This is a genomic window from Methanobrevibacter sp. (assembly GCF_045646205.1).
Classification (GTDB): domain Archaea; phylum Methanobacteriota; class Methanobacteria; order Methanobacteriales; family Methanobacteriaceae; genus Methanocatella.
On sequence record NZ_JAZRKF010000039.1, the window covers coordinates 50,477 to 76,649 of the forward strand.

Here is a 26,173-nt window from a genome sequence, read left to right on the forward strand (position 1 = left end):
TAAGCAGTAAGTCGGATTAAATTTTAATAACCCAAATAATCTATATAATTTAACTTATTTATATCTTAAGATTAATTTCAGTTGTTCGAAAATACCCAACATCTGCATCTGGGGAAAATTAGATTCATGCTGATTGGCTTGAATTAATTTTTGATTATATTTTGGTAGATATAATTGCTGAATTATAACAAAAAAAGTCCAAATAAATCATTCTATTTAAATTTTATTTGTAAATATTTAAATATTATTTTATATATAGAGTACACTTATAGTAATATATTTTTTATATTGATGCTATGGTTTTATTTAAATTGGTTTAAAGGGAGGTGAAAAAATAAGAAAACAGGATATTTTGATTTCATTAATATTAATTTGTTTATTAAGTTTATCATTTAATGCGGCTTTTGCAGCAAATCAGACAGATGAAGCATGCATTGCTAACAGTTTAGATGATTCAATAGTTATTGATGAATTACTCGGGGATAACATATCTGGAAAAACAATAGAGATTAATCAGGATTCATATGATAATTATTTTAATAAATACACTGGTGAAATCAGACGGGATGCAAATATTAATTCAGGAGATATATTAAAGATTGCCAATATAACTGACAGAGGTTTTGTTATAGACCGTCAGTTAACATTAATGCCTAACAGCTCATCTGATCAAATTCGAAACGGGTTTATTCATTTGGTTAAGGGCAGTGACGGTTCAGTGGTGACAGGTCTTACAATCAATAACACTGAGGCCATATTGTCAATCAATTCTAAAGAGGTAGGTAATCTGCATGGTATATGGTTATCTGATACTTCAAATAACACAATTTCCCATAACATAATCAGAATTGCAAATTCAGGAGGCGTTTACGCCATTCCAATGCATTCTTCAAGCGATAATATTATTGTTTATAATGATATGAAAACTTATGTTTCATCTAATATTATCATGGGAAACAGTCACAGGAACTTTATTTCAAGAAATAAGGTTGAAGTGTTAAGCTATTCAGATTTTTCCGTTACTAACCTGATTTATTTCTCACCTTTTGCATTTGCAGGTCGTCTTGAATCTGCATTATGTGAAGGATGTACAATAACCTATAATGAGCTGATTGGTTTTTCAACATTGCCTATGTCCATTATTATCCAGGCAGTTTATGCAAATCATGAAAACACGATTATTGCAAACAATACTATCTATAAAGGCTCATACGGTATTAATCTGATAGGGGATAATGCTCAGGTCTATGGTAATGACGTCGATGGCAGTGCAATAGGTATTGCCGTTAATGGTGCTAACATTTCTGTCTGCGACAATAGCATTCACGGTAAAAGCCAAAAAACCGGTCTTTCCGTTTATGGTAAGGGAGATTCAACAGGTGTTGTATCAGGAAACGTTATTTCATTTGAAGATCTTGAAAACGGTTTAATTGTGGGCAGCAAACTTAATGTCTATAATAATATTATTAATATAGGAAGTTATGGTCATGCCATTGCCCTTGTCGGTAACTATTCAAATGTTCATGACAATAAAGCCAGATCAAGTTATGATGATGCAGTCACCTTTTTAGGTAATGAAAATACCATTGACAGGAATATTATCGTTACTAACGCCAGAGGTATCTCCATAACCACATCCGGTTTGAACAGATATTATAACAATACAATATCCAACAACAAGATTACCAGTGACAGCTACGGAATATATCTTAAGGGATTGGTTTATTATACTACAATCACATCCAATGTCATTGAAACTAATGCCAGTGTAGGTATCTACAAGGAAATAACCGATGCTGTTGCAGATGACGATTCAGATAACATGATTAACGGTGTCATTTATGATGCGACGGCCCTGGTCATTAATGATGATAATTTCTATGATTATTTCGATGAAAACGGTTATTTGAACTACACGTTTAAGGAAAACCGCACTAAATCAATCTTTTTTACTTTCATTTCAAATAAGGATATATTCTTTAATGAAAAGATTAATGTAATTAGCAATAAGCAAAACAATTTGTTATTCAATGTTACAATAACCTTTGAAGAGGATTCAACCGGATCTTTAATCAGGGATTTCAACTTCATGAATTATAACAAAAATGCGATTGTTTTAGATAATGTGAATGATATAAACGTGGCTAAAAACAATATCACATTAATACTGAATAAGAAAACTGGCTCTGATTCAGCTATCTTTGTTTGCGGTGTTGGTGATGACAATATCATTTCAGGAAATAACATTTATGTCAACTCCAAACTAGATTATGCCTACGGAATAAGTGTTTCATCATATAATCCGGATTCATATGAGTATAATAAAGAGTTTTCCAGAAACTTCAAGATTAATGACAATACCATTATAATGATTACTTCAAAAATGGGTGAAGCAATATTTTCCGATGCCATTGTTGAAAGTGAAGTGATTGGAAATAAGATCAATATCATTTCCAAGGACTGCGGATATGGAATTGCAGCAGTTAACGTTATCGGCAGGCTTTACGGATGGAACATTTCAGACAATGAAATTATAATTCATGCGGATAAGATGGCTTATCTAATCGAATTGCACATGTCCGATTCAATGGATATAGAAAAGAATTATCTTTTCTCCAATAGTGGAGGAAGCTATGGTGTAGCGGCTTATCTTTCCAATAACATTTCAATAATTAATAATGAATTGAATATTTTCGGTAAAAACATTTCAATGGATTATGTATTTGATGTTATCGGTGATGGTGATGGGGCAGTCTTTATTTCAGATTGTGAAAACGTTTCTGTTATAAATAACACAATATATTCAAACGCTACCAATCCTATTAAAATTGACGGTAACGAGTCCCTCATAGATTTGGAAACTAATGTTCATGTTATAAGCGATATCAATTACGATATTTACTTCAAACCGCTATTGGATTCCTCTATTGTCAAGGCCAATGATACCATATTGCTTAATTTGTCAGCTAATCAGAAGCTAATCGTTAATATTCCTGTTAATATTTCAGGTTATAAAGCGAATTTGGCAAATACTATTGAGTTAATCATTAATTCGTCTTTAAATATTACAGATATTTTGCTTAAAAACTCTACAGTCCGTTTAAACAATGTTTCAGAAGTATCAATTTCAAACAGTGTTTTCAATGATACTGTAATTTGCATTGATGGAGGACATGATAATTATCTCGTGGACAATACCTTTAACAGCGACAGTGATGTAATCAGACTGGAAAATACTGAACTGATTACATTGAACAATAATTTATTTAATATAAATGGCTCATCAAAGGTAATATCTGCCGTTAATTCACATGATGTCTTTATTTCAAACAATAATTTCACAGGCATCTGTGATGACGTGATTTTTATCTATTCCCTAAATTCATGTGATTCACTTGTTGAGAACAATATTCTTGCTGGAAATGCTTCTTCAATATTCGGATATTACGGATTAAATTCAAGCAATAATATGATAATGAGTAATGAGTTTAGAATTAATGGTAAATCTCCACTTACAAATCAGTCCGGTGTATATTTAACTGATGAATCATCAAATAACTGTGTCTGGGACAATAAAATATTTTCCACTTCATTAAATGCTGACGATTATGCCGTTATGATAATCTCAGACAGAAACATTTCAAACAGGGTCACAGATAATTATCTGATTAGTGGAAACGGTACCAGACGTTCAAATGATGCGGTTTATTCAAAATACGATACTGTTGCTGATAACTCTCCATCCAATATCTATGTATCCATAAACGGAAGTGATGTCTATGGTGATGGAAGTCAGTCAAATCCTTTTGCAAGCATTTCCCATGCTTTAGAACATGCATTGAACCATGCAATAATCTATATATCAAAAGGAATTTACTTTGAGCATGATTTGAATATCAATAAGAATATCACATTGTCCAGCCTTGAAGATGGAGTTATAATCGATGCTGATTTAAATCAGTTATTCTCCATATCCAAAAAAGGTATTTTAACCGTTAATGGCATTACATTCACAAACGCCCATAATGTTGACGGAGGAGCATTGTTTATAAATAACGGAGCTCTGATAATCAGGAATTCAACATTATGCAATTCCTCATCATACTACGACAATTCAAATCCGATTTTCGACAATAATGTAAGTGAAAACGAAGCTTATACAATTGACTGTAGAGATGACGGTAAAGGCGGTGCCATTTTAAATTACGGCAATCTGGTAATAGACAATTCATTTATTTATGGAAATTTAGCACATATCGGTGGAGCAATAGCTGATTATGGTAAAACTTCAATAAACTCTTCAGTTTTCTATGCAAATCATGGTGTTCACGGAGGAGCAATTTATACAGATTCAGATTCATTAATGACTGTAAACAATACATTATTCTATGACAACTCCGCAATTGTAACATTCAATTACTGTATGGTTAGAAAAGCTGTCTCTTCATGGTCTGTTACCGGAGTTACCTATTCATATACTTCCAGATGCAGTCTTCCTGTTGGTGAAGGAGGGGCAATCTACAGTAATAGAACGGATCTGATTATTGATAATTCAGTATTTAACAGGAATTCCGCTTATAAGGGTGGTGCAATAGCTGCCAAATATGTTTCTGCATCTGTCCGTTCAAAATCAGATGTTGATTTGACAATAACGAATTCTTCATTTATCAATAACCGTGCAAATAACACTAAAATCTATAAGAATAATGATTTGGTTGATACCTACAGTTATAACAATAATTATGATGGTGGAGCTATTTATGGTGCATTCAATAAATTTAGGCTTTATAACTCTGAGTTTAGAGACAATCAGGCTGCAAGTGATGCCGGTGCAGTTTATGCACAGTCCGGAGATGCATTAATTGATTTATGTAATTTCATTGGAAATCGTGCAGGAAGCTCTGCAGGAGCTTTATTCATTTCAAACAATTTCCTCATTACAAGAACGGTCATCAGCAATAATTCCGCAAGATATGGTGGGGCTTTGACATATGATTCATATTTCTATTATGGTCATGTTCAAAACAATCTCAACATATATAATTCAACCATAACTAACAATATGGCATTGATTGCAGGCGGAGCTATGCGCGTTGGCCAGGCAAACATTACAATACATTACTCCAACATATATGATAATTTTGCTCCCGAATCAAGCACTATATCCTCTTCATATATCACTTCTGACAGTTCAAGAGTCCTGGCTGATATGAGATACAACTATTGGGGTCCGACCCAATTAAACGGACGTCCTGCCAATGCAGACAATTCTGTTTATAATTTCCCTAATATCAGAATGGGCTCCAGATTAAGTGAATATGTAACATGGATTGTTCAAAAAGAGGATAATGATAATCCGCCAGCTCCAGTAAATCCTGATGATGGAGACAACGTTCCTGGAAGTGTCATTCCTACCAGTACAAATACTCATTCATCAACCGGTACCAGTATCGGTGGAAATGGTGGTAATTCTGCAGGATATGGTGGTAATGTCATTGGTCCGTCCGGCAATTCCAATAAACCTGGATCCAATATGGGTTATGGTGAAGGAGGACAATATGATGGACCTGGCGCTTTAAATCCAATAGGAAACATCATCGATGATGCAGTTGCAAGGGGCATTAATATTCCTGTTCCTGTAATTCCTAATGCGAATACCGGAAATCCGGAGTTCATATATCAGGATATTCCTTCCTATGATGGTGAAAACGCTAATGTCAATACCCAAAATGGAAGTGCTGAAGGCAACAGTGTAAGCAGAGTAAACAGTTCACAGTTCGATGAATCTTTAGACACTTACGGTTTAGTGGCTAATGCGATGTCAGCTGCTTCTTCATCTGCAGGTGAATCTTCCAGCGGTGAATCTCAGCAGGCTTCAAGCTCCAGTGATGGAGGAAAATCATACGAACTTGAAGAAAAATCTGTAGATAAAAAAATTGATGATAATAAGACAATTATAATGAGTTTAATTGCCGTTATCGCAATGTTTTTATTGTTAATATTTGGTTATAAACGCAAGAGAGATGAAGAATATTAAACATTTCTCTTATCTTCTTTTTTTTAATAATTTTTATATACATCTTTAACAAAAACTTATAACATTAAAGACCATTTTTTTAAAAGAATGGTTATATTAGAGGTGTTAAAAATTAAATATAATAAAATTCTCGTATATTTTTCATTATTATTAATTTTTATTCTTTCTCTATCCTTTGTTAGTGCAAATGAGGATAATTCAGCAATGTCAGATGATTTAATTTCAAATTCTTTTGATAATGCTTACGGAATAAATCAGAATGAAATATATGTAAATACAACAAACATGGGATATGCCAACGGCAGCTATGATGCACCATATTCCAGTTTAAAGGAAGCTATTGAGCAGAGTGAGGACAATTCAACGATTATTCTGATGGACGGTAGGTATTCAGGTGTCTTGAACACCGGGTTGACGATTAATAAGAATCTGACAATACAGTCATTATCCAGAAATGTCACAATAGACGGGGAAAATAAATACGGATTTTTCAATATTTTAAGCTCGAATTCGCTGACAATCAACAATATAAATTTCATCAACGGATATTGTGATGTCAATTCAAGATATAATGCCCTCATCGTAAACAATGGTGATTTAACGTTAAATAACATTTCATTCAGCAAGATGAATACTTTCATGTCAGTTATATTTAATTATAATAACCTCAAAATTGATAATTCACACTTCAATAATATTCTTTCTTCAGCTTTGGCTCAAATTATCATCAATCTTGGAAATGCCAGAATTTCAAATTCCAATCTTCCTTTCAGATCAGTTGAAAGAGGAATAAGTACAACGGTATATAACTATGATTCAATCCAGATAATCAATTCAACAGTCGGAGAGTTAATGTCCAATGATGATTATGACAGTAAAGGACCTGCTTTTAATGTAAGCATAGAAAACTCCAAAATTCATCATATGGAACAGCTGAACGGTGTTTTAAAGGCTTCAAATGTTAATTTTACCAATGGGCTGAAGATACATGATTCAGACGTTAACTTCAATAGGGTAATAGTATTTGATCCGGACAGATTCTCCAATCCATTCTTCATTTACAATTCCACATTGATTGCTAAATCCTCTATTTTTTACAGAGGCATTAACTCATTCTCATCCAAGATTAACGTTACATATTCAGTCATTTTGGATGAAATAACTGGTAATGGTGGAGTTTCAGAAGTTTATGCACCATTCAATTGGTGGGGAAGCAACACCGGTCCTAAAATCAAATACGCAATAACCTCTGCAGATTACTGGATTGTCATGACATTTGAAAATAAAAACTCACCTATTCCTGTAGGCACCACTGATCCTTTCACTGTCAGCTTAAACAAATATACTAACGGCAGAACCATCTATAATTTGGACAATGTGGATTTGCTCCCTTCAAGGGAAGCTGAATTCGAAGCTCAAAACGGAAAATTCCAAAACTCAAGCGTAATTCTATCTGAAGGATTTTTCGACAATTATCTTTTTAACAATACCGAAAGCTCTTTGGTTTATGCAATAATCGATTCACAAAGACTCAGACTGGTCATAGGTACCGGGTTGACTGATTATGAATGGTATGTTTCTCCAACAAAAGGAAATAACGGCTATGGGGACGGAAGTTACGAATCTCCTTATCAGACTCTGGAATTTACAATAGGTAAAGCATTAAATGGAAATACGATTTATCTATTGAATGGAACTTATTCCTATGGATTCAATTCAAATCTGGAAATTAACAGGAATCTGACAATTATCGGTTTGGAATCTGCTCTCATGAGCCGTGACAACGGACGTAATATCTTTAAAATTCAGCCTTGGGGAAGCCTTTTAATAAAAAATGTTACTTTTACAGTAATGTCAGCGGACTTTGAAAATGCATTATTTATAGTAAACAAAGGTAAATTAGCTATTGAAAACTCAACATTCACCAATATTGGAGCTTCAGCAATAATTGACGGAAGCGGTGAGGTTAAAATCAGCAATTCCTCATTTTATAAAAATAAGGGCGCAATAATTACCGGTAATCCTAAATGTTATATTGATGACATTATAGTCGAGTCAACTTCAAGGTTCTATACAAACCAGATGTATAAAAATTACAATTATCTATTCCCTATTGACGGATCAATTGAAATATACAATTCCATATTCAGAAAAAACACTGTGGGAATCATTTATTTGCATCCGATACTCCTGCTTTCAGCTTCATTGGATGATATCCTGCTGTTCCAGTCATATGCATATGTTGAAAATTCATCATTCATTGACAATACTTTCAAGTTCAATCCTCAAAACTTCTATTCTGACACCTATGGGTTCTATATTTATGAAAGCCACGGGTCTTTTGGGGGTTTTATAAACAATTCAACCTTCATCAACAATTATGGTCCGATTGGTAATGTCAACTTTATCAATTCATCCGTTTTCATAGGTAATGAACTGGCCGCAATAAACGCTTTGGAAGTTAACAATTCCTACTTTGAAAAAAATTCAAATATCTTAAAGGAAGGAAGCGCATATAAGGGTGATGGGCTTGTAAACGCAAACACAGTCATCAATACGACCTTCATTTCAAACAGGGCCGCATACGGCGGTGCATTATACAATCCTAAAGTGGTTCACTATTCAGTCTTTGTAAATAACACAGCAGCCTATGAGGGAAATGACATTTTTTCATATTCTGGAGATGTGGACTATTCATCCAACTGGTGGGGAGAAAATCAGAAACCTAATTCCAAAAAGGTATATATCTTCCTTGGAAATCTGAAATTGGACGACTGGATTATAATGAGTTTGGTTAATCTAACTGAAGACAGTGTTAAAGTTAGTTTAAATTCATTAATTGATTTAAATGAAAAAGTCAGTGAATTAAATTATACAATTAATCAAAGACCTGTATTTTTATCATGCGTAAATGGAATTATTCAACCACTTAATTCCACACTAAAAAATAATATTTTATATGCAAACGTAACTGGTGATGGAAGTTCCAGGGATATCAACGTATTTGCAAGAATCGACAATCAGCTATTGGACTTGACATTGCATAACACAAGTACAAAAATAGTGATGGAAAATAAGGTATTCTACGGCGGAAATAATAAATATGGCTTCAATTTAATAAATGTTAATTCATATAAACTCTCAAATCAGACACTTGCGGTTGAAATAATAAAACCGAATAAGGAAATCGAAACATTTGATATAATCAGTGATGAAAACGGATACTGTGAATTCAATTTTTATTATCCTGTAGGACTGTATACCGTTAATGTCCGTTATGACGGAAACGGTTATTTCGAACCATCAAATAACAGTGCCTCAATCAACGTTTTGCCTTCACAGACTTATCTGATTACCCATAATAAAACATACTATGGAAAAAACAATGATTTCGATGCTGTTTTAACTGATGTAAACGGATTCGGTATTATAAATAGAACACTCCATTTCAGAATAATCGATTCAAAGGGTGATGTAAGGAGTATTGATGGCGTTACCAATGAGTTTGGCCGTTCAGACCTGATTTTAAATTTGGATGTTGGACAATACACTATCGAAACAAGCTTCGATGGGGATTCATGGTATTTGAGTTCAAAATCAAAGTCAGAAATTACAATCCTTCCTGTAAATTCAACAATCGATGTTCCTAGTGTTGTCCTTTATGGAATAGGAAACGTCTATAATATAACCCTGAAAGATGAACACGGAACACGCATCCTTGGAGAAAACATTCATGTTGTGATTACTCAGGGAAATTTAACAGACATATTCGACTTAAAAACCAATGATTACGGAATCGCGCAGCTTACAATAAATTACCTTCCGGGAATATACAATATTAAAGCCACATATGCTGGAGATGACATTTACGGACCTGCCGAAGCGTCCGGTGTCATAACAGTTGAAAAGGTAATTTCAATGATTTCAGGATTCCATCATGTTTCAATACCTATAAATGGAGTATATGAAGCGGTTTTAACTGATATGTATGGAAGATTCATACCAAATCAGACAATTACCTTAAATCTCTATCAGGGCAAGTTAATAAGAACCTTAACTCAGGTAACTGACGGTAACGGTCTTGCAACATTCGTTATAAATGAAAATGAAGGATCTTACCTGGCTACATTGGATTATGCAGGAAACATCTGGTATGAGGATTCAACTGCTGCTGCAACGATAATTGTAAATAATAATACTGTCATTGAAAAGGTATCCATGAACGCAAGTGATTTGGTCCAGTATTATGGTGAAAACAAATTCTTTGTAATTTATTTCAACGATCCGAACGCTTTCAGCCAGTATGGTAAAACAATCACTGCAACAATTTCCTCATCCAAAGGCGTAGAGACTTATAAATTATATACTGACGCATTTGGACAGGCCCGTCTGCAGATAAAACTGGATCCTGGACTCTATAATATCACATACACATATACAAATAGATATTATGGAATATTTGCCGAAAACAGCAATAAGATAATTGTTTATGAAATGCCTACCTCAATTTATGCTTCAGATGTCATAATGAAAGTCGGAGACGTTAAGCATCTTGAAATACATCTAAAAGATGCAAACAACAATCCTTTAAAAAACATGCTAATAAATATTGACATTAACTGCACTAAATTCAATTCAACAACAAACAATGACGGAATTGCAAGATTATTGATAACTAACGGCGTAGGAAGTTATTTGGCATCATTTTCAATGACGAATACAAACTACATTTCATCAAAGTCAACTGCACGCATTCTTGTAGTGGACTCAGATAAAACATTAACTTCCATTGATTCCCAGGACAAAACTCTCTTTGACAATGAAAGTGTCGAATTTAATGTCCTCTTAAAGGATATGTTGGATAATCCTATTTCAGGCGCTAATATTCTGATTAATATTTCAACAGTCAATGGAAATCCTCTTTCCGTTTATCAGATGAATACAAACAATCTCGGTGAAGCGATATTCAGATTCAAATTGCCTTACGGCGATTATCTGGTAAAATCAAGCTATTCTGGTTCACAAAAATATCTTGAAAGCTTTAACATTAATTATATAAAGGTTTTAGCATCTGAAAACTTAACGAAAACAGTTCTTAAAGGTTATTTTGAAGAAAACTGCACTTATAAAATTGTTCTAATTGATGAAAATGCAAATCTCCTTTCAGATAAACAGATCATTTTCAAAATCAACAATAACAGCTATTCCAAATTGACTGATGAGAATGGTGAAGCATTTATTTTCCTGGGATATGCTCCAGGGGTCTATAATATCCAGACAACATTTGCTGGTGATGATTCATATGAAAGGTCTGAAATTGCAGATTCCACAGTCATTTCAGGAAATGCAACATATCTCTTTGTCTTTGACCTGGTCAAGTATTATAAAAACGGAACACAGTTCTACGCTCAGCTATTGAATTCAGTGGGACTTCCATTGTCTGATAAGGAGATTATAATATCCATAAATAATACAAACTATACCAATAAAACCGATAATGAAGGTTGGGTTTTCCTAAAGATTGATTTAAACCCAGGATTTTATAATGCAGTCACCTATTACCTGCCGGAAAATGTGAGTGAAAGCGCTGTAAGGACTTCTACAATTACTGTACTTCCTACAGTCATTGGACATGATTTGGTTAAATATTATCGAGATTCCAACCAGTTCAAGGCTCAGCTGTTGAAAGGTGACGGCAGTCCTATTGTTAACACTAACGTTTCCATGAACTTAAGCGGAGTATTTTATAAGGTTTGCAGTGATGAAAACGGTTTTGCAGTTTTAAATATTAATTCAGAACCTGGAACATATAATTTAACTGTTCAAAATCCTTATGACGGATTGCTAATGTCATTTAAGATAACTGTTTTGCCGTATTCACAGTTAAGGAATTCCCATTTTGAAGGCTCATTAATTAACGGTACCTATGTTCTTTCTTTACTTGATGATTCTGATGATGGAATAAGTGACGTTGATGTCTTTGTAAGGGTCAATGATAAAAATTACACGGTGAGAACTGATGATTGCGGATGTGTATTTATCAAATTAGGTTCAGGCACAGGAATATATGAAATAGAATCCGAATTCTATGGAAATCCTGCATTTAAAGAATCCTCTTTCAATGATACAGTCATTATTTCAGGCAATTTGACACATCTTTTTGCAAATGATGTTGTAAAATACTATAGAAACGGAACCCAGTTCAATGCATTACTGGTTGATGCTCTTGGAAATCCTTTATCCGGTAAAAAGATTAATATAACCATTAACGGATGTGAATATTCCCGTGTAACTGATTCAAACGGATTGATTACCTTTGCTATAAACCTGGATCCGGGCGTTTATACTATTTCATGCGCATATTATGGTGAAAGTTCACTTGAGGATTCATTTGTAGTTTCAAAAATAACAGTTCTCTCAGTTACTTATGGTGAGGACCTGGTTAAATACTACAGAAATGCTTCACAGTTTTATGTTAAAGTCATTGACGGTACAGGTTCACCTATTGTCGGTAAAAACGTTACCATGAACATAAATGGGGTATTCTACAATAGACTGACCAATAGTGATGGAATCGCCAAACTGAATATTAATCTGGAACCGGGCAAATATATTCTGACTGCATATAATCCATACGGTAATTTTGCAGAGTCATTTACAATAACGGTTTTACCTACAATCATGGGTGAGGATATTGTAAAATACTATAAAAACGATACGCAATATTACGTTCAGCTATTGGATGATACTGGAAATCCTTTAACTGATGCAGATGTTACAATGAACATTAACGGAGTCTTTTACACCCGTAAAACCAATGATTTGGGCCTTGCAAAATTAAATATCAATTTGAATCCTGGAGAGTATATCTTAACTGCATATCATCCGAATGGCCTTGCATGCAGTAATAAAATTACTGTTCTTCCAATATTGAAAGCTGATGATTTGGTAATGAAATACAAGGATGGAAGCAGATTTAAAGCTCTTCTTTTGGATGGCATGGGTCTGCCTTCAGCAAATAAATCAGTTACTTTCAATATTAATGGAGTATTTTATAATCGTATCACTGACGCTAACGGTTTTGCCTATCTGAATATTAACCTGATGCCCGGTAAATATATAATTTCTTCCAGTTATGGTGATTGCACTATATCCAATACAATCATTATTAATTAGGAAATTATTTTTTGAATATATTGTGTCTTTTAAATTAAATTAAAAGACATTATTCATTCTTTTTTTAATTTTTAGTTTAAATGAATTATAAAATCAATAAATTTTGTATGATTTTTATATTTCTCATTTGATAAATTATAAATATTATTTTATTAATATATATTAATCGTATCTCATTTTCAATTCACATTTCATTGTTCTTGGGATATTTATTAGAATATCTAATCAAATGTATTTGTTAATTTATAATATATAATTGATAAATATTTTTTTGATATTTTATTCTCTTATGGGAGAAAAAAATAATTTACGTGGGGAAAATTAATTGAAATTAAGTAAACTCATGTTAATAAGTTTAGTCTTATTAACTATTTTATCTATAGGTGCTGTTAGTGCAGCAAGTAATGATGACGCACTTTCAGCTGGAAATTCTGCAGACACTCTTTCTGCAGTAAGCTTTGATAAAAGTATATATGTGAGTGACACTGGTAGTGATTCAGGATCTGGTAGTCAGGCAAGTCCTTATGCTACATTAAATAAAGCTATTTCAGAAGTTAACTCCTCTGATGTTGCTGTTATTTATGTCGGTCCTGGTACTTTTACTGGTGAAAACAATACAAACTTACAAATTAACTTAGCTCATAACAATTATAATGGATCTCTTACCATAATTGGAGATTCAAAAGGCGGAACAATTTTTGATGGTGATGACTCAGCTCCTATTATTAAAGCAATCAGTGCTGATTCATTGGTGACTTTAATAAATATCACTTTTACTCATGGTAAACTTGATATGGGTTCAGCCATTAGGTCATCCGGTACTTTAACCATTGACGGTTGTGTATTTACAGAAAACGAAGCAACCAATTTGGCTACAGTTTACCAGGATAAAGCTAATAATTTAACTATTGTAAACTCTAAATTTTTAAATAATAAAGCTAATCAAATGGCAGATTTATATTATTCTCAAAATGCATTAATCACTCTTGTAAACAATGTATTTGAGGGTGCAAAAACAACAAGTAGTTATTCATATTCTCCATCATGTTCTATTCAAACAGGTAAATCCATAATTAAAGGAAATACCTTTAAAAATTTGACTGGATCTTATTATGCTGCTGCATTACATGTTGCTTATAATAATGGAGACAATATTGCTAATATAACTGACAATACCTTCATTGACTGTACTTATACAGGTACTAATGGTGGGGTCTTGTTTTTCCAAAATGCATATTTGAAAAACAACAATTTCGTCAACTGTTCATCAACTACTGCATTCCTTTACGCTAACACTGATTTCAATTCATTTGTTGCTTTTGAAGATGCTAATATCACTGGCACCAGCTTTAATTTAAAAGCAAAAGTGACTGATGATATGGGTAATTTAGTCAAAAATGCTAAAGTAGTATTTGAGTTAGATGGAAAAAATGTAGGTTCAGCCAGCACAGGAAATGATGGTGTTGCAACCGCTAATGTTAAAAAATTATTAGACAACGGAAAATATACCATTTCCGGTACTCAGACATACTCCACTCAAAATGTCTTTGATGTAACTGTTGTAAATGGAACTGCAACTGTTGATTTTGACCACACTCCTGCTGAAGTATGGGTTTCACCTAACGGTGATGATGATAATGGTGATGGTAGTCAATCCAATCCATTCTTAACATTAAAACATGCTTTAGATGTTGGAACTGCTTCCACTGTTGATTTAACAGTTCATGTAATGAACGGTTTATACAATGGAACTTTAAACAGAGATTTATCTTATTCCAATGTCGGTAAAGTTACTATCGTCGGTGAATCATATGGCAATGTCGTGATTGACGCAGAACATGCTAAATCAGGTTGGTCTGGAGCAGGTATATTTACTTTTGGCCAATATATGGAAGCTACTTTAATTAATTTAACTTTCATTAACTGTGATGGTAATCCTGTAAGTGCATACACATTAAATATGAAAGATAATGTTGTACTCAATTCAGGCACTATCCGTGTCCAATCAGGTGGTGACGGTGCAGTTATTGATAATTTAAAAGTAATCAATGGTACTACACAAGCAATTAATGCTTATAATTTGGTATTAACCAATTCCTTATTTGAAAACTGTGACGGTAAAACTTCTACCGGTTTATTATGGATTGCTTCTAATAATGGTAATGTAATGTATTTGGAAAACAATACATTCAGAGGCAATACCATTGCCGGATACTCAGGTGGTGCAGCATACTATGCTCAAGGTGATTTGGTAAGTATCAACAACACCTTTGAATCAAATACCGTAACCGGTACCACATCAAACATTGCTTATGCAAGCGGTAACAATATCGTTTCTATCTGTGATAAATTCATCGACAACGATGTTCCTAGTTATATTGCTCAATACAGAAGCAGTGGAAGTAACCCAACTGAAATTGTTGTGGAAAATGTTACTTTCATTAACAATAGAGCTTCTGGTAATGGTGCAGGTTTAGTAACTACAGGTGCTAAAATCAAAGGCGCTAAATTTATCAACAACACCGCTTCAGGTAATGGTGGTGCAATATACCTTTTAAACCACGGTAAAACAAGCCAGGTTTGTGAAATTAGTCTTGAAGATGTTACTTTTGAAAATAACACTGCAGATTCCGGAAACGATATTTTCATTGCTCCTGGTGCTGGAAACAATGTATTTGCAAATTTAACTGATTTGACTATCACTGCAAACGACTTAAACGTAACTGAATTGTCCGATATCTTAACCGTTACTGTATCACACCCATCCGGTGCTATTATCGGTGGAGGTCAAGTAACTTTCTACTTCGACGGTAACGTTATAGGTAAATCTTCATTAATTAATGGAAATGCAACCTTAGAATATGTCGGATTTGAAAATAATACTGTATATAATTTCTCAGCTGTTTATGAATATGCAACTGAAAATGACACCTATGTAAACGGTACTGTAAGAACCAACATCACCTCTGCTTTAGACAGCATTGAATTATACGTATCTGATTCTTTAGGAAGTGATGAAAACGGTACTGGTACTAAAGATAAACCATTCAAATCAATTTCTAAAGCATTAAGTGAAGGTTATACCAAATCAACCAATATCACTGTTCACGTTTTAGAAGGTAACTACTCAGGTACTTTAAACACCAATCTAAGAATTCCAACTACAGTTGATGTAACAATCAAAGGTGAAGGTTTAAATAAAACTGTTGTATCAGATATTGAAGCTGATTACTTCATTACTGCATTGGCAGGTAATAAAAAACTCACTTTAGCTGACATGACCTTAAACAGAGCAGCCCGTGATACCCAATCTGCAATCTATGTTGAAGAAGGCGCCAATGTTGAAATTGATAATGTAGAATTCCTCAACGGACAAGGTAATTATGGTGGAGCAATCAATACTGCAGGTACTTTAGTCATTAAGAATTCATATTTCAACGGCAACGGTTATGCAGACAGAGCTAAACGTGCAAATGCTTATTATGGTGGAGCTATTTATAATGATGGTGTGTTAATAATTGATAACACTACCTTTGAAGCAGACCATGCAGGCAGACTTTCTGAAATTTCTACTCAAGGTACTTTATATATGTACAATTCAAGAATAATTGACAGTATCAATGCTTATTCCATGAATATGGATTTAGTAGCTATAGGTGCTTTCGGAGGTCAAAAAGGTAACATCACTATTGAAAACACTCTTTTCATGGTTACCAACAGAACTGTTGACGAGTTATCTGACCGTGTATATGACCCTGCTAGATCATTAACCTGTTTAGCAATCGGTTCATGTCAGCAAGCAACAATCATTAACTGTACTTTCGTTGATGAAGGTGCTAAATTCAGTCCTTATGTATTCGGTGGAATCAACTCATGGAACCTTGCAAGTGGAGGTTACACCATGGTTCCTGGAGATGTGAACGTTTACAACTCAACATTCAGAAACGTGCAAGCAGTAAGTGTTTTCTACTCAAGAACTGACGGTACATCATTCCATTCCCAAAGAGTATTTGACGGATGTTTATTTGACAATGTTGAATACTTAATAGCTGGATTAAACAACGGTAATTTCTCAATTGCAATACACAATTCAGTTATTTCATCAGATGACATTGCTAAAATAGGAATTGCATCAGGTAAAACCCTTGAAATGGACATTTCAGACAACTGGTGGATGAGCAACAACGCAACCTATAAAAATGCTACTATCGGAACCACTAACTACATTTCCAATTCTGTTTTAAAACTCAGAGAAATTTCTTCTGAAATCGTTAATCCTGAAAACTATTTAATCGTAACATTAAATGCAACCAATAAAACAGGATTATTACAGGATGTAACTTTAGCATTCAAATCATTCGATGGTGAAAACGTATCTGATTATGAAGGTATTTTAGTTCCTCGTGATTTCACAATCTCTGCTGTAAACGGTACTTTAGCTCAAGAAAACGGCACTTTTGATGGTGCTATTGATATTCCGTTTGAAGGTATTGAAAACAGCGGTTATTATGTTGAAGCAACTGTTGACAACCAAACCGTTAACTTAACTGTTGAGGATAAATTGTATATTGGCAATGCAACTATCTTTGCTGAAGATATTACTTTCCCATATGGTGAAACTCAAATAAATGTAACTGTTATGGAAGATAACGGCAAACTAATACCTGAAGGAACTATTACTTTAAAAGTAAATAATGAAACCTACACTGCCGATATTATTGACAGTAAAGCTACTTTTGACATTGATGTACTTCCAAAAGGAAACTACACTTTAGACTATTCAATGAATATGGAAAAAGTTTATCATCCTGTTTCCAATTCATCCAGTTTAACTGTTACTCCATTTGAACCTGAAATTTCCGCTAATGCTAGCGATATTGTAGTCGGTGAAGTTGCAACTGTTACAGTTACTCTAAATGATGATGCATCAGGTACCGTAACTGTTAATAATGTAACTGGAGAAGTTATAAACGGAACAGCTGTAGTAATTATTCCTGATTTAGCTGTAGGTAATTACACTTTAGATGTAATCTATTCCGGTGATGATAAATACGCCAATGCTTCAACCACTGTTTCATTTGAAGTATCTAAAATCAGTGACTTTGAATTAAATGCATCTGTCAGTGATTTCATTATTTTAGGTAATGATGTAATCATCGATGTTAGTGGCATTCCAGCTAATGCTACAGGTACTGTTTCAGTCAACATCGGTGGTGAAGACTATGAATCTAATGTTTCTAATGGAACTGCAACAATTACCATTCCTGATTTAGATAATGGTGATTATGAAGTTGATGTAATCTATTCTGGTGATGATAAATACACCAACGCTTCAACCACTGTTTCATTTGAAGTATCAAATATCGTTACAAACGACACATTTGAAAGATTCTTCGATGAAGACGGTAATTTAAAAGCTGGAGTAAAATGTGATGATTTAATATTTGATGGTGTTATTTCCAATAAAAGCACTAACAAAATCAATATTGACCGTTCCATTAACTTACTTGGTGAAAACGCTACATTAGAAAACATTGCTATTAATGTAACTGCTGATAATGTAACTGTTCTCGGATTCACTATCAATGCAGAGGACATGGAATATGCAATTAACGTTGAAAACGCATCTGATGTTGAAATCATTGATACCGCTTTAAATGTCTCAGGTAAAGTCGGTGAAAATGCATATGCAATTATTGCTGATACCGCAGATAATTTAATTATAGTGGGCAATGAAATCGTTTATGAAGGTGATGGAAACGGAACTGCAACAACTAATGCTGTTCGTGTTTCTAACTCAGATTCTGTTGTTGTAGCTGACAATGAGTTTGATATTACTGTTCCTTCCTGCAGTGTTTCCTGGGCTGAAATCCCACCTGGATCTGGAAATTGGGTAAAATCACCTATTTCTGAAGGATTAGTATTCAGTAACTGTGATGATTTAGAATTATCCGATAATATAATTGAACTTGATTATAATAGTGTTATAGGTAGTTATGATACCATTTATGCAGTAGATATTGCAGATTCCGATAATGTAAATGTTGAATCAAATTATATTGAAGCAAACGGTCACTCATACATCTACGGATTATTAGTCAGCGGTGAAAACTTCACTGTTGCCAACAATGATATTGTCTCAGTTTCAGACTCATACTATGCAAACGGTATTGATATCGAAGGTCCTGCTACCGGTGTTGTCCAAGGAAATAATATTGATGTTAGCTCCCCGGTTTCAGCTTACCCAATCTATTCCGCAATGTCTAATGGAAATGTGGAAGTTGAACACATTGAAAACAACATTACAGCTAACGCTACTGTAGTTTACGGTATGTCCTTAGGCGGTGCAAAAGAAACCGTTATTGGTAATAATTTCGTATTGGAAGGTAATTATACAATGGCTATCGGTTCAAAAGCAGCACAACTTGATGTGAAAAATAATACTATTATTGCATCCGGTTCCAATGTTGGATCTCCTTCAATATGGGATTCAATCAAATATGAAACCACTGGTATTAAAGCTATTGCTGGAAACGTAAATGCTGAAAACAACAACATTACAACCACTGGTGATTATGCTCTTAACTTAACAACCGACGGTAATGTTAATGTCGTTAATAACTATTTAGTCGCTTCCCAATTAACCGGTGATGCAAGTGTTAACTATGTTTCAGAAAATGCTACCGTAGAAAATAACACTCCTACAATGTATAAAGCTGTTATTTCAGCTGATGATATTGTAATGTATTATAAAAACGGTACCCGTTATGTTGTAAAATTAACCGATGTTAACGGCAATCCTTTAGCTAACCAGACTGTTAATATAACAATCAATGGTGAAGTATACAAAAGAACCACTAATGCAAATGGTACAGCTTCCATAGCCATAAACCTAGACGCTGGTAATTACACATTTGCCGCATCATATGTTGGAACTGGAAACTACACTAACGCAAGCATTGAAAACAGCGTAACTGTATTGACAACCATTTACGGTGACGATGTAGTTAAAATGTTCAGAAACGGAACCCAATACTACGCTACTTTCCTTGACGGTCAAGGTAAACCATTAGCAAGTGGTACTGAAGTAACTTTCAACATCAACGGTGTAATGTATACCCGTAAGACCAATGAAAACGGTACTGCTAAGTTAAACATTAACTTAGAACAAGGTACTTACGTCCTTACCGCTATGGCTCCTAACGGCGAAATGCACGCTAATAACATTACTGTCTTATCAACTATTGAAAGCAGTGACTTAGTGAAATACTATAAAAACGAATCTCAATATGTTGTAACCATATATGGTGAAGACGGTAAAGCAGTTGGCGCTGGTGAAAACGTAACCTTCAACATTAACGGTGTATTCTACACACGTACAACCAATGCAACCGGTCAGGCTAAGTTAAACATTAACTTAAATCCTGGAACTTACATAATCACTGCAGAATACAACGGATGTAGAGTAGCTAATAATATTACAGTATTGCCTGTATTGACTGCAAACAATTTAACCAAGAAATATGGTACTCCTGATCAATTTGTTGCAACTTTAGTTGACGGTCAAGGTAATCCATATGATGGTCAAAACATTACATTCAATATAAACGGTGTATTCTACATTAGACACACTAACAGTACTGGTCAGGCTGCATTAAACATCAGATTAATGCCAGGCGAATACATTATTACATCAATGTATTCAAACGGAGCTACAATAGCAAATATTGTAAAAGTAGAAGCTTAAGAGGTTATATAACCTCTTTTTATTTTTTTTTTAAAATTTTTATCTATCACTTATACTCTTTTTCTCAATTAATGGATTTAAGAAAAATTCAACTTGTGCAAAAATTGCACGTGTTCAAACTGAATGAAATCGTCAAGTAAAACGTAATCAAACTTTTTACAATTTGGATGCTATTATATCTGTAGGTTAGAGTTAATTCTAAAAATGCAACACGCTTCAGATATGGGCTACAAGTGTTTTAAAAGAGTTCAGTCAATAGATTTTATCATTGATCATTAAAGGGAAACTATGTGGGCTACAAAAAACGATGGCTGATTTGTTTAATGTGAACATGCCTGCAATTAGTAAACATTTGAAAAATATATTTGAAGAAGGCGAATTACAAAAAAATTCAGTTATTTCCAAAATGGAAACAACTGCATCGATGGAAAAAATATAATACTAATTTCTATAATTTGGATGCCATTATCCCTGTGGCTTATAGAGTTAATTCTAAAAATATAACACGCCTCAGAATATGGGCTACAAGTGTTATGATATATTTTAGATTTCAATAGGTTTGATGAACAATCCCGATTGATTCTTAAGGACAATAATTAATGATTGTCAATAAATTCCTGAATCAGCCAATCAGATATGCTTATATCAGAGCTATATCTGATTATTTCATCTTTTTTAAACCATTTGGCCTTAACTATTTCGTCCCCGTCAACCTTGATGTCTCCGGATTCATATTCGGCTTCAAAGGCAAGCATCAGGGAATTTGGAAATGGCCAGGACTGGCTTTTTTTATAATTTAAATTTTTAATTTTGATTCCTACCTCTTCTAAAACTTCTCTGTGAACGGCTTCCTCTATTGACTCGCCAGGTTCTACAAAACCTGCAATCAGGGCATATCTGATGGTGTCGTGATATGAATGCTGTGCCATAAGAAGTTTGTCCTCATTTTCAATTGCCACAATAATTGCAGGAGCGATTCGTGGATAGTGCACCTGACCGCATTCAGGGCATTTTAACATCATGTCCTTTTCATCTACTTGAGTCATTGCTCCACATCTTCCGCAAAATTTGTGTGATATATACCAATCGTTGACTAAAACAGCTTTCGCACCCATCAGATAAAAGTCATGATCAAATTCATAGACTTCTCTTAAATCAAAACCTTCTTCAAAATCAGCATTCACCACAAAACAGTCCTTGGATTTGTATTTTCCTATGTATAATGAAAAATTAACTTTTAAATCAGAAATATCTGTAATCAATTCTTTATTTTCTAACAATAACTCTCTATTTTCGTTAAAAATGAAATAATAAGCGTCATCGCTTGTGTATGTATCGCTGAAATCGATTTCATAATCTTCATAAATGGACTTTTCAATCATGTTTATATTATTTGTTTTAAATTATATATTAAAGAACATACAAAAATTATAATGGTGATATTAAATGGTATCAGAAAATATGGAAAAAGCATTAAATGCTCAATTAAACGCTGAAGTATACTCAGGATATTTATATTTATCCATGGCAGCTTACTTTGAAGATGAAGACTTAGCAGGATTTGCTAACTGGATGAGAGTACAGGCAGCAGAAGAATTAGAACATGGTATGAAATTTTACGATTACATTATCAGAAGAGGAGCTTCTGTAACTTTAACTGCTATTGAAGGACCTCAAACCGAATGGAATTCACCATTAGCAGCATTTGAACATGTATTAAGCCATGAACAAATGGTAACCGGTTTAATCAATGATTTAGTAAACTTGGCTATTGAAGAAAAAGACCATGCAACCAACAACTTCTTGCAATGGTTTGTTGAAGAACAAGTCGAAGAAGAAGAAAACGCAATGGAATTACTCGCTAAAGCTAAATTAGCTGACGGTGACAACAGATTAATTTATGAATTAAACAAAGAATTAGGTGCTCGTGCACCTTCCGAAGACTAGATTAACTTCTAGTCCATCTTATTTTTTTTGGTGTTAAAATGAACTATCCTGAAGGCCCCACTCATGAAGCACAAGTCGATTCAAGCCAATATGATGCTATATTAATTGGTGAAAATGATTTGGGAAGCGTATATATTCACGGCCCTTTTGGAGATGAGAGTTCAGACGTTAAAATAGCCTATGTAATTGGGATGCATCCTCTTGAAAGCAAATCCCACAGGGCACTCTTTGATGAGTTAATCTCAAGAAAAGATTTGAAGCATTGCTATTTTTTATATAATATTCAGGTTAAAAATCCGGATAGCGAGACTGAAGGCCGTCTTGAAGGCCAGCTATTGGCTCGTGAATTCATTAAAGATGATATAATTGAAAAGAAATACGACTTGTTTTTGGACATTCACTCAAACAGGGGTCCTAGAGGTCCCGGTGATTATAAGATAACCAATTTCGTTTTTGCTCCGGGTTTTGATGATGATTCAATCAGATATGTGAATTTTATCATAGATTCTGTTGATGAATTGGTTTACTATGCTCCGGAATTCAGATCAAGTCCTCCATTTATCACAGAGCCTACAGCAAAGGCAGGAATACCTACAATTGTTTATGAATGTTACACTTATGAGCCGATGGATGTTACGCGCAATCTGGCTTCTAAACTAATTGACTGTATTGATAATTATGAATTTTTCTAGAAAACAATGGTTCTATTTGGCTATAATTATTTCAATAATAATTGACTTTAGTCTATTGATTTACGTAATGTTTTATCCCGTTGATCCGTCTTTTAAAAGTACAATATATACTTTTGATGTTATAATATGTATTATCATGTGGGCAGAGTTCATATACAGCTATAAGCATTCCCAAAACAAAAAACAATACATCGGTGATAATTATTTAAGTATTGCAGGGATGCTTCCATTGGACTTCATGTTTTTACGGGGATTGAGGCTGATTAAGCTTGTCAATTTCATTAAGAAATTTGCCCTTACCCATGAAAGCGAAGCTATTGAAAAATTCCTTAAAAGAACACTTTTGGATAAGATTCTTTCAATTGCAATAATATTTATTTTTGTCGTTGCAATATTGATAAGGCTTGACAGCAATATCAATGATTTTCCAACTGCATTGTGGTATACTTTTGTTAGTATGACAAGCACAGGTTATGGTGATGTTGTTCCCGCCACATTATCCGGCAGGTTAATTGGAATTATTGCTATGGTTGGGGGAATAATTATTTTTGCAACCATTACTGCTGTAATTTCATCAATATATGTTTCTAAAATCAGTAGGGATCATCATGAGGATGTGGAATCAAAAATAGAAGATTTAACATCTGAAATTGAAAGGTTAAATGAAAAGATTGATGAACTAAAAAAAGAATGAATTGGGAGTTTTTTAGACGCTCCCAAAATGAAGCTTATAAATTATAAACTTCTTCAGCGGGTGTGACGGTTATATTGTTTTTTTGCATAACTTCTATTAAGTTATCAATATCGTCTGCATGAAGCAATAATATTGCTTTTCCTTCTTTGTCATGGGAAAATGCATAAAGATATTCTAAATCGATATTATTATCTTTAATTATATTTAACACGCTTGTAAGGCCGCCTGGTGCATCATTCATTTCAACGCCGATGATTTCGGTTATCTTTACAAGGAAATTATTCTGTTCCAGTGCCTCTTTTCCCTTTTCAGGGTCATCAACGACCAGCCTTAAAATACCGAATTCTGATGTATCTGCCATACACATTGCTCTGATATTGACATCAGCGACTGTTAAAACCTCTAAAGGTTTTGCTAAGCTGCCCATCTTATTTTGCAAAAATATTGATAGCTGTTTGATTTTCATAAATTAATTCCCCCTAATGTAAATTCCTCTCATCAATAACTCTTTTGGCTTTTCCTTCAAATCTAGGTAATGTCTTAGGTTCAACTAATGTTACCTTTACTCTGATACCGGTTTCATTTTCAATTGATTTTCCGATTCTGTTCTGGATTGAAACCATCTCTTTAACTCCGTCAAAGAAAATGTCCTGTGAAACTTCCACTTTAACTTCGATTTCATCTAAAGTTCCAGGTCTTGTAACTATAATTAAATAATGAGGCTCTACATCACCTGCCCTAAGCAATGCTTTTTCAATTTGTGATGGGAAAATAGCTACTCCTTTAACTTTAATCATATCATCTGATCTGCCGGTAATTCTGCTCATTCTTGCATGGGTTCTTCCACATTCACATTTTTCATAGGTAAGTTTGGTCAGGTCTTTTGTTCTGAATCTGATTACAGGCATTCCTTCCCTTTCGAGGTTGGTTAATACTAGTTCTCCTTTCTGGTTTTCCCCTAAAGTTTCAAGTGTATTTGGGTCAATGATTTCAGGATAGTAAATGTCTTCTGCAATGTGAAGACCGTTCTGTGCTTCACATTCAACGCCGACACCTGGACCTGTAAGTTCGGTCAATCCGTAAATGTTATATGCTTTGGCACCGAAGATTTCTTCCACTCTTTGCCTTATTTCTTCAGTCCACATTTCAGCTCCAAAACCGATAGCTTTAATTCCTAACTCTTTTGGATCGATTCCGTCTTCCATTGCCACTTCTCCAATGTGAATTCCGTAGGATGGTGTAAATATTAAACCTGTAGTTCCAAAATCCTGCATTATTTCAATCTGTCTTCTGGTTTGGCCGGTTGAAATAGGAATGATTGCTGCTCCGACTTTGTGTGAACCGTAGTGAACACCGAATCCTCCGGTAAACATACCGTATCCGTGTGTATTTTGAAGGATATCATCTTCACCGATTCCCATCATCGTTAAACCACGGGCGATTGTTTCTGCCCATGTATCCAAATCCTTTTTGGTGTAACCTGAAACGACAGGTTTTCCAGTGGTTCCGGATGAGGAGTGTAATTCCTTTATTTCGGATATGTCCACTGCAAAGAGTCCGAAGGGATAGCTTTCACGCAGGTCATCTTTAGTGATGAACGGTAACTTTTCAATATCTTTTAATGTTTCTATATCTTCTGGAAAAACTTCAGCTTCACTGTATTTCTTGTTGTAGTAAGGTATTTTGTCAAATGCTCTTTTTACTGTTGATTGAAGTTTCTTTAATTGCAGTTCTTCAAGGTCTTGCCTTGACATTGTTTCTATTTCTTCATTCCACATCATGGATTTTGCCTCATTTTTATTTAATATTATTATATTTTGTTTTTTCTATCTTTAAATTTAATCAATAGTAATACTTTTAAACTAATTTTTATTTATTAA

General features: G+C 34.0%; 11 protein-coding genes. 8 read left to right on the top strand and 3 right to left on the bottom strand.

Going from position 1 to position 26,173, the window contains the following annotated elements; translation table 11 throughout:
- The first annotated feature begins 352 nt into the window (after positions 1-352).
- From ACKI44_RS07785 to ACKI44_RS07805, 5 genes are all read left to right on the top strand, one after another.
- Complete coding sequence (locus ACKI44_RS07785; RefSeq protein WP_407423186.1) at positions 353-6,037, top strand: adhesin; 5,685 nt, start codon at positions 353-355, stop codon at positions 6,035-6,037.
- 204 nt (positions 6,038-6,241) lie between these two features.
- Positions 6,242-13,213 carry an Ig-like domain repeat protein gene (locus ACKI44_RS07790; protein ID WP_407423188.1) on the top strand — a complete coding sequence of 2,324 codons (6,972 nt, stop codon included), beginning with the start codon at positions 6,242-6,244 and terminating at the stop codon, positions 13,211-13,213.
- A 325-nt stretch (positions 13,214-13,538) separates the two neighbouring features.
- The gene (locus ACKI44_RS07795; RefSeq protein ID WP_407423190.1) at positions 13,539-20,960 is read left to right on the top strand and encodes an Ig-like domain repeat protein; all 7,422 of its coding nucleotides are present in this window, start codon (positions 13,539-13,541) and stop codon (positions 20,958-20,960) included.
- A gap of 307 nt (positions 20,961-21,267) precedes the next feature.
- Positions 21,268-21,399: a hypothetical protein gene (locus ACKI44_RS07800; protein WP_407423192.1), complete on the top strand. Its 132-nt coding sequence runs from the start codon at positions 21,268-21,270 to the stop codon at positions 21,397-21,399.
- A 34-nt stretch (positions 21,400-21,433) separates the two neighbouring features.
- Positions 21,434-21,517: a hypothetical protein gene (locus ACKI44_RS07805; RefSeq protein WP_407423246.1), complete on the top strand. Its 84-nt coding sequence runs from the start codon at positions 21,434-21,436 to the stop codon at positions 21,515-21,517.
- 39 nt (positions 21,518-21,556) lie between these two features.
- Here the strand turns inward: ACKI44_RS07805 and nudC are convergent, their stop codons facing one another.
- Positions 21,557-22,342 carry an NAD(+) diphosphatase gene (gene nudC / locus ACKI44_RS07810; protein WP_407423194.1) on the bottom strand — a complete coding sequence of 262 codons (786 nt, stop codon included), beginning with the start codon at positions 22,340-22,342 and terminating at the stop codon, positions 21,557-21,559.
- Positions 22,343-22,406: 64 nt separating this feature from the next.
- On the opposite strand from nudC, the gene ACKI44_RS07815 reads away from it, so the two are divergent.
- From ACKI44_RS07815 to ACKI44_RS07825, 3 genes are read left to right on the top strand one after another with little or no spacing between them, the layout of a single operon-like run.
- Complete coding sequence (locus tag ACKI44_RS07815) at positions 22,407-22,907, top strand: ferritin (protein ID WP_407423196.1); 501 nt, start codon at positions 22,407-22,409, stop codon at positions 22,905-22,907.
- A gap of 38 nt (positions 22,908-22,945) precedes the next feature.
- On the top strand, positions 22,946-23,599 hold the full coding sequence (locus tag ACKI44_RS07820; RefSeq protein ID WP_407423198.1) for an adhesin: 654 nt from the start codon (positions 22,946-22,948) through the stop codon (positions 23,597-23,599).
- Positions 23,586-24,293 carry a potassium channel family protein gene (locus ACKI44_RS07825; protein ID WP_407423200.1) on the top strand — a complete coding sequence of 236 codons (708 nt, stop codon included), beginning with the start codon at positions 23,586-23,588 and terminating at the stop codon, positions 24,291-24,293. Before ACKI44_RS07820 ends, ACKI44_RS07825 begins: the two co-directional genes overlap by 14 nt.
- 34 nt (positions 24,294-24,327) lie before the next feature.
- On the opposite strand, the gene ACKI44_RS07830 is transcribed toward ACKI44_RS07825, so the two are convergent.
- Both ACKI44_RS07830 and ACKI44_RS07835 read right to left on the bottom strand, forming a co-directional pair.
- Positions 24,328-24,759, bottom strand: a complete 432-nt coding sequence (locus ACKI44_RS07830) for an acetolactate synthase (protein WP_407423202.1) — start codon at positions 24,757-24,759, stop codon at positions 24,328-24,330.
- A 13-nt stretch (positions 24,760-24,772) separates the two neighbouring features.
- A complete protein-coding gene (locus tag ACKI44_RS07835) occupies positions 24,773-26,074 on the bottom strand; it encodes a phenylacetate--CoA ligase family protein (RefSeq protein WP_407423204.1) in 1,302 nt (433 codons plus the stop codon).
- Positions 26,075-26,173: the final 99 nt, after the last annotated feature.

Excerpts from the sequence above, each read along its gene's own strand:
- ACKI44_RS07790 (WP_407423188.1), top strand. The coding sequence starts at position 6,242 with ATGTCAGATGATTTAATTTCAAATTCTTTTGATAATGCTTACGGAATA.
- ACKI44_RS07800 (WP_407423192.1), top strand. The coding sequence starts at position 21,268 with ATGGCTGATTTGTTTAATGTGAACATGCCTGCAATTAGTAAACATTTG.
- nudC (WP_407423194.1), bottom strand. The coding sequence starts at position 22,342 with ATGATTGAAAAGTCCATTTATGAAGATTATGAAATCGATTTCAGCGAT.
- ACKI44_RS07815 (WP_407423196.1), top strand. The coding sequence starts at position 22,407 with ATGGTATCAGAAAATATGGAAAAAGCATTAAATGCTCAATTAAACGCT.
- ACKI44_RS07820 (WP_407423198.1), top strand. The coding sequence starts at position 22,946 with ATGAACTATCCTGAAGGCCCCACTCATGAAGCACAAGTCGATTCAAGC.
- ACKI44_RS07825 (WP_407423200.1), top strand. The coding sequence starts at position 23,586 with ATGAATTTTTCTAGAAAACAATGGTTCTATTTGGCTATAATTATTTCA.
- ACKI44_RS07830 (WP_407423202.1), bottom strand. The coding sequence starts at position 24,759 with ATGAAAATCAAACAGCTATCAATATTTTTGCAAAATAAGATGGGCAGC.
- ACKI44_RS07835 (WP_407423204.1), bottom strand. The coding sequence starts at position 26,074 with ATGATGTGGAATGAAGAAATAGAAACAATGTCAAGGCAAGACCTTGAA.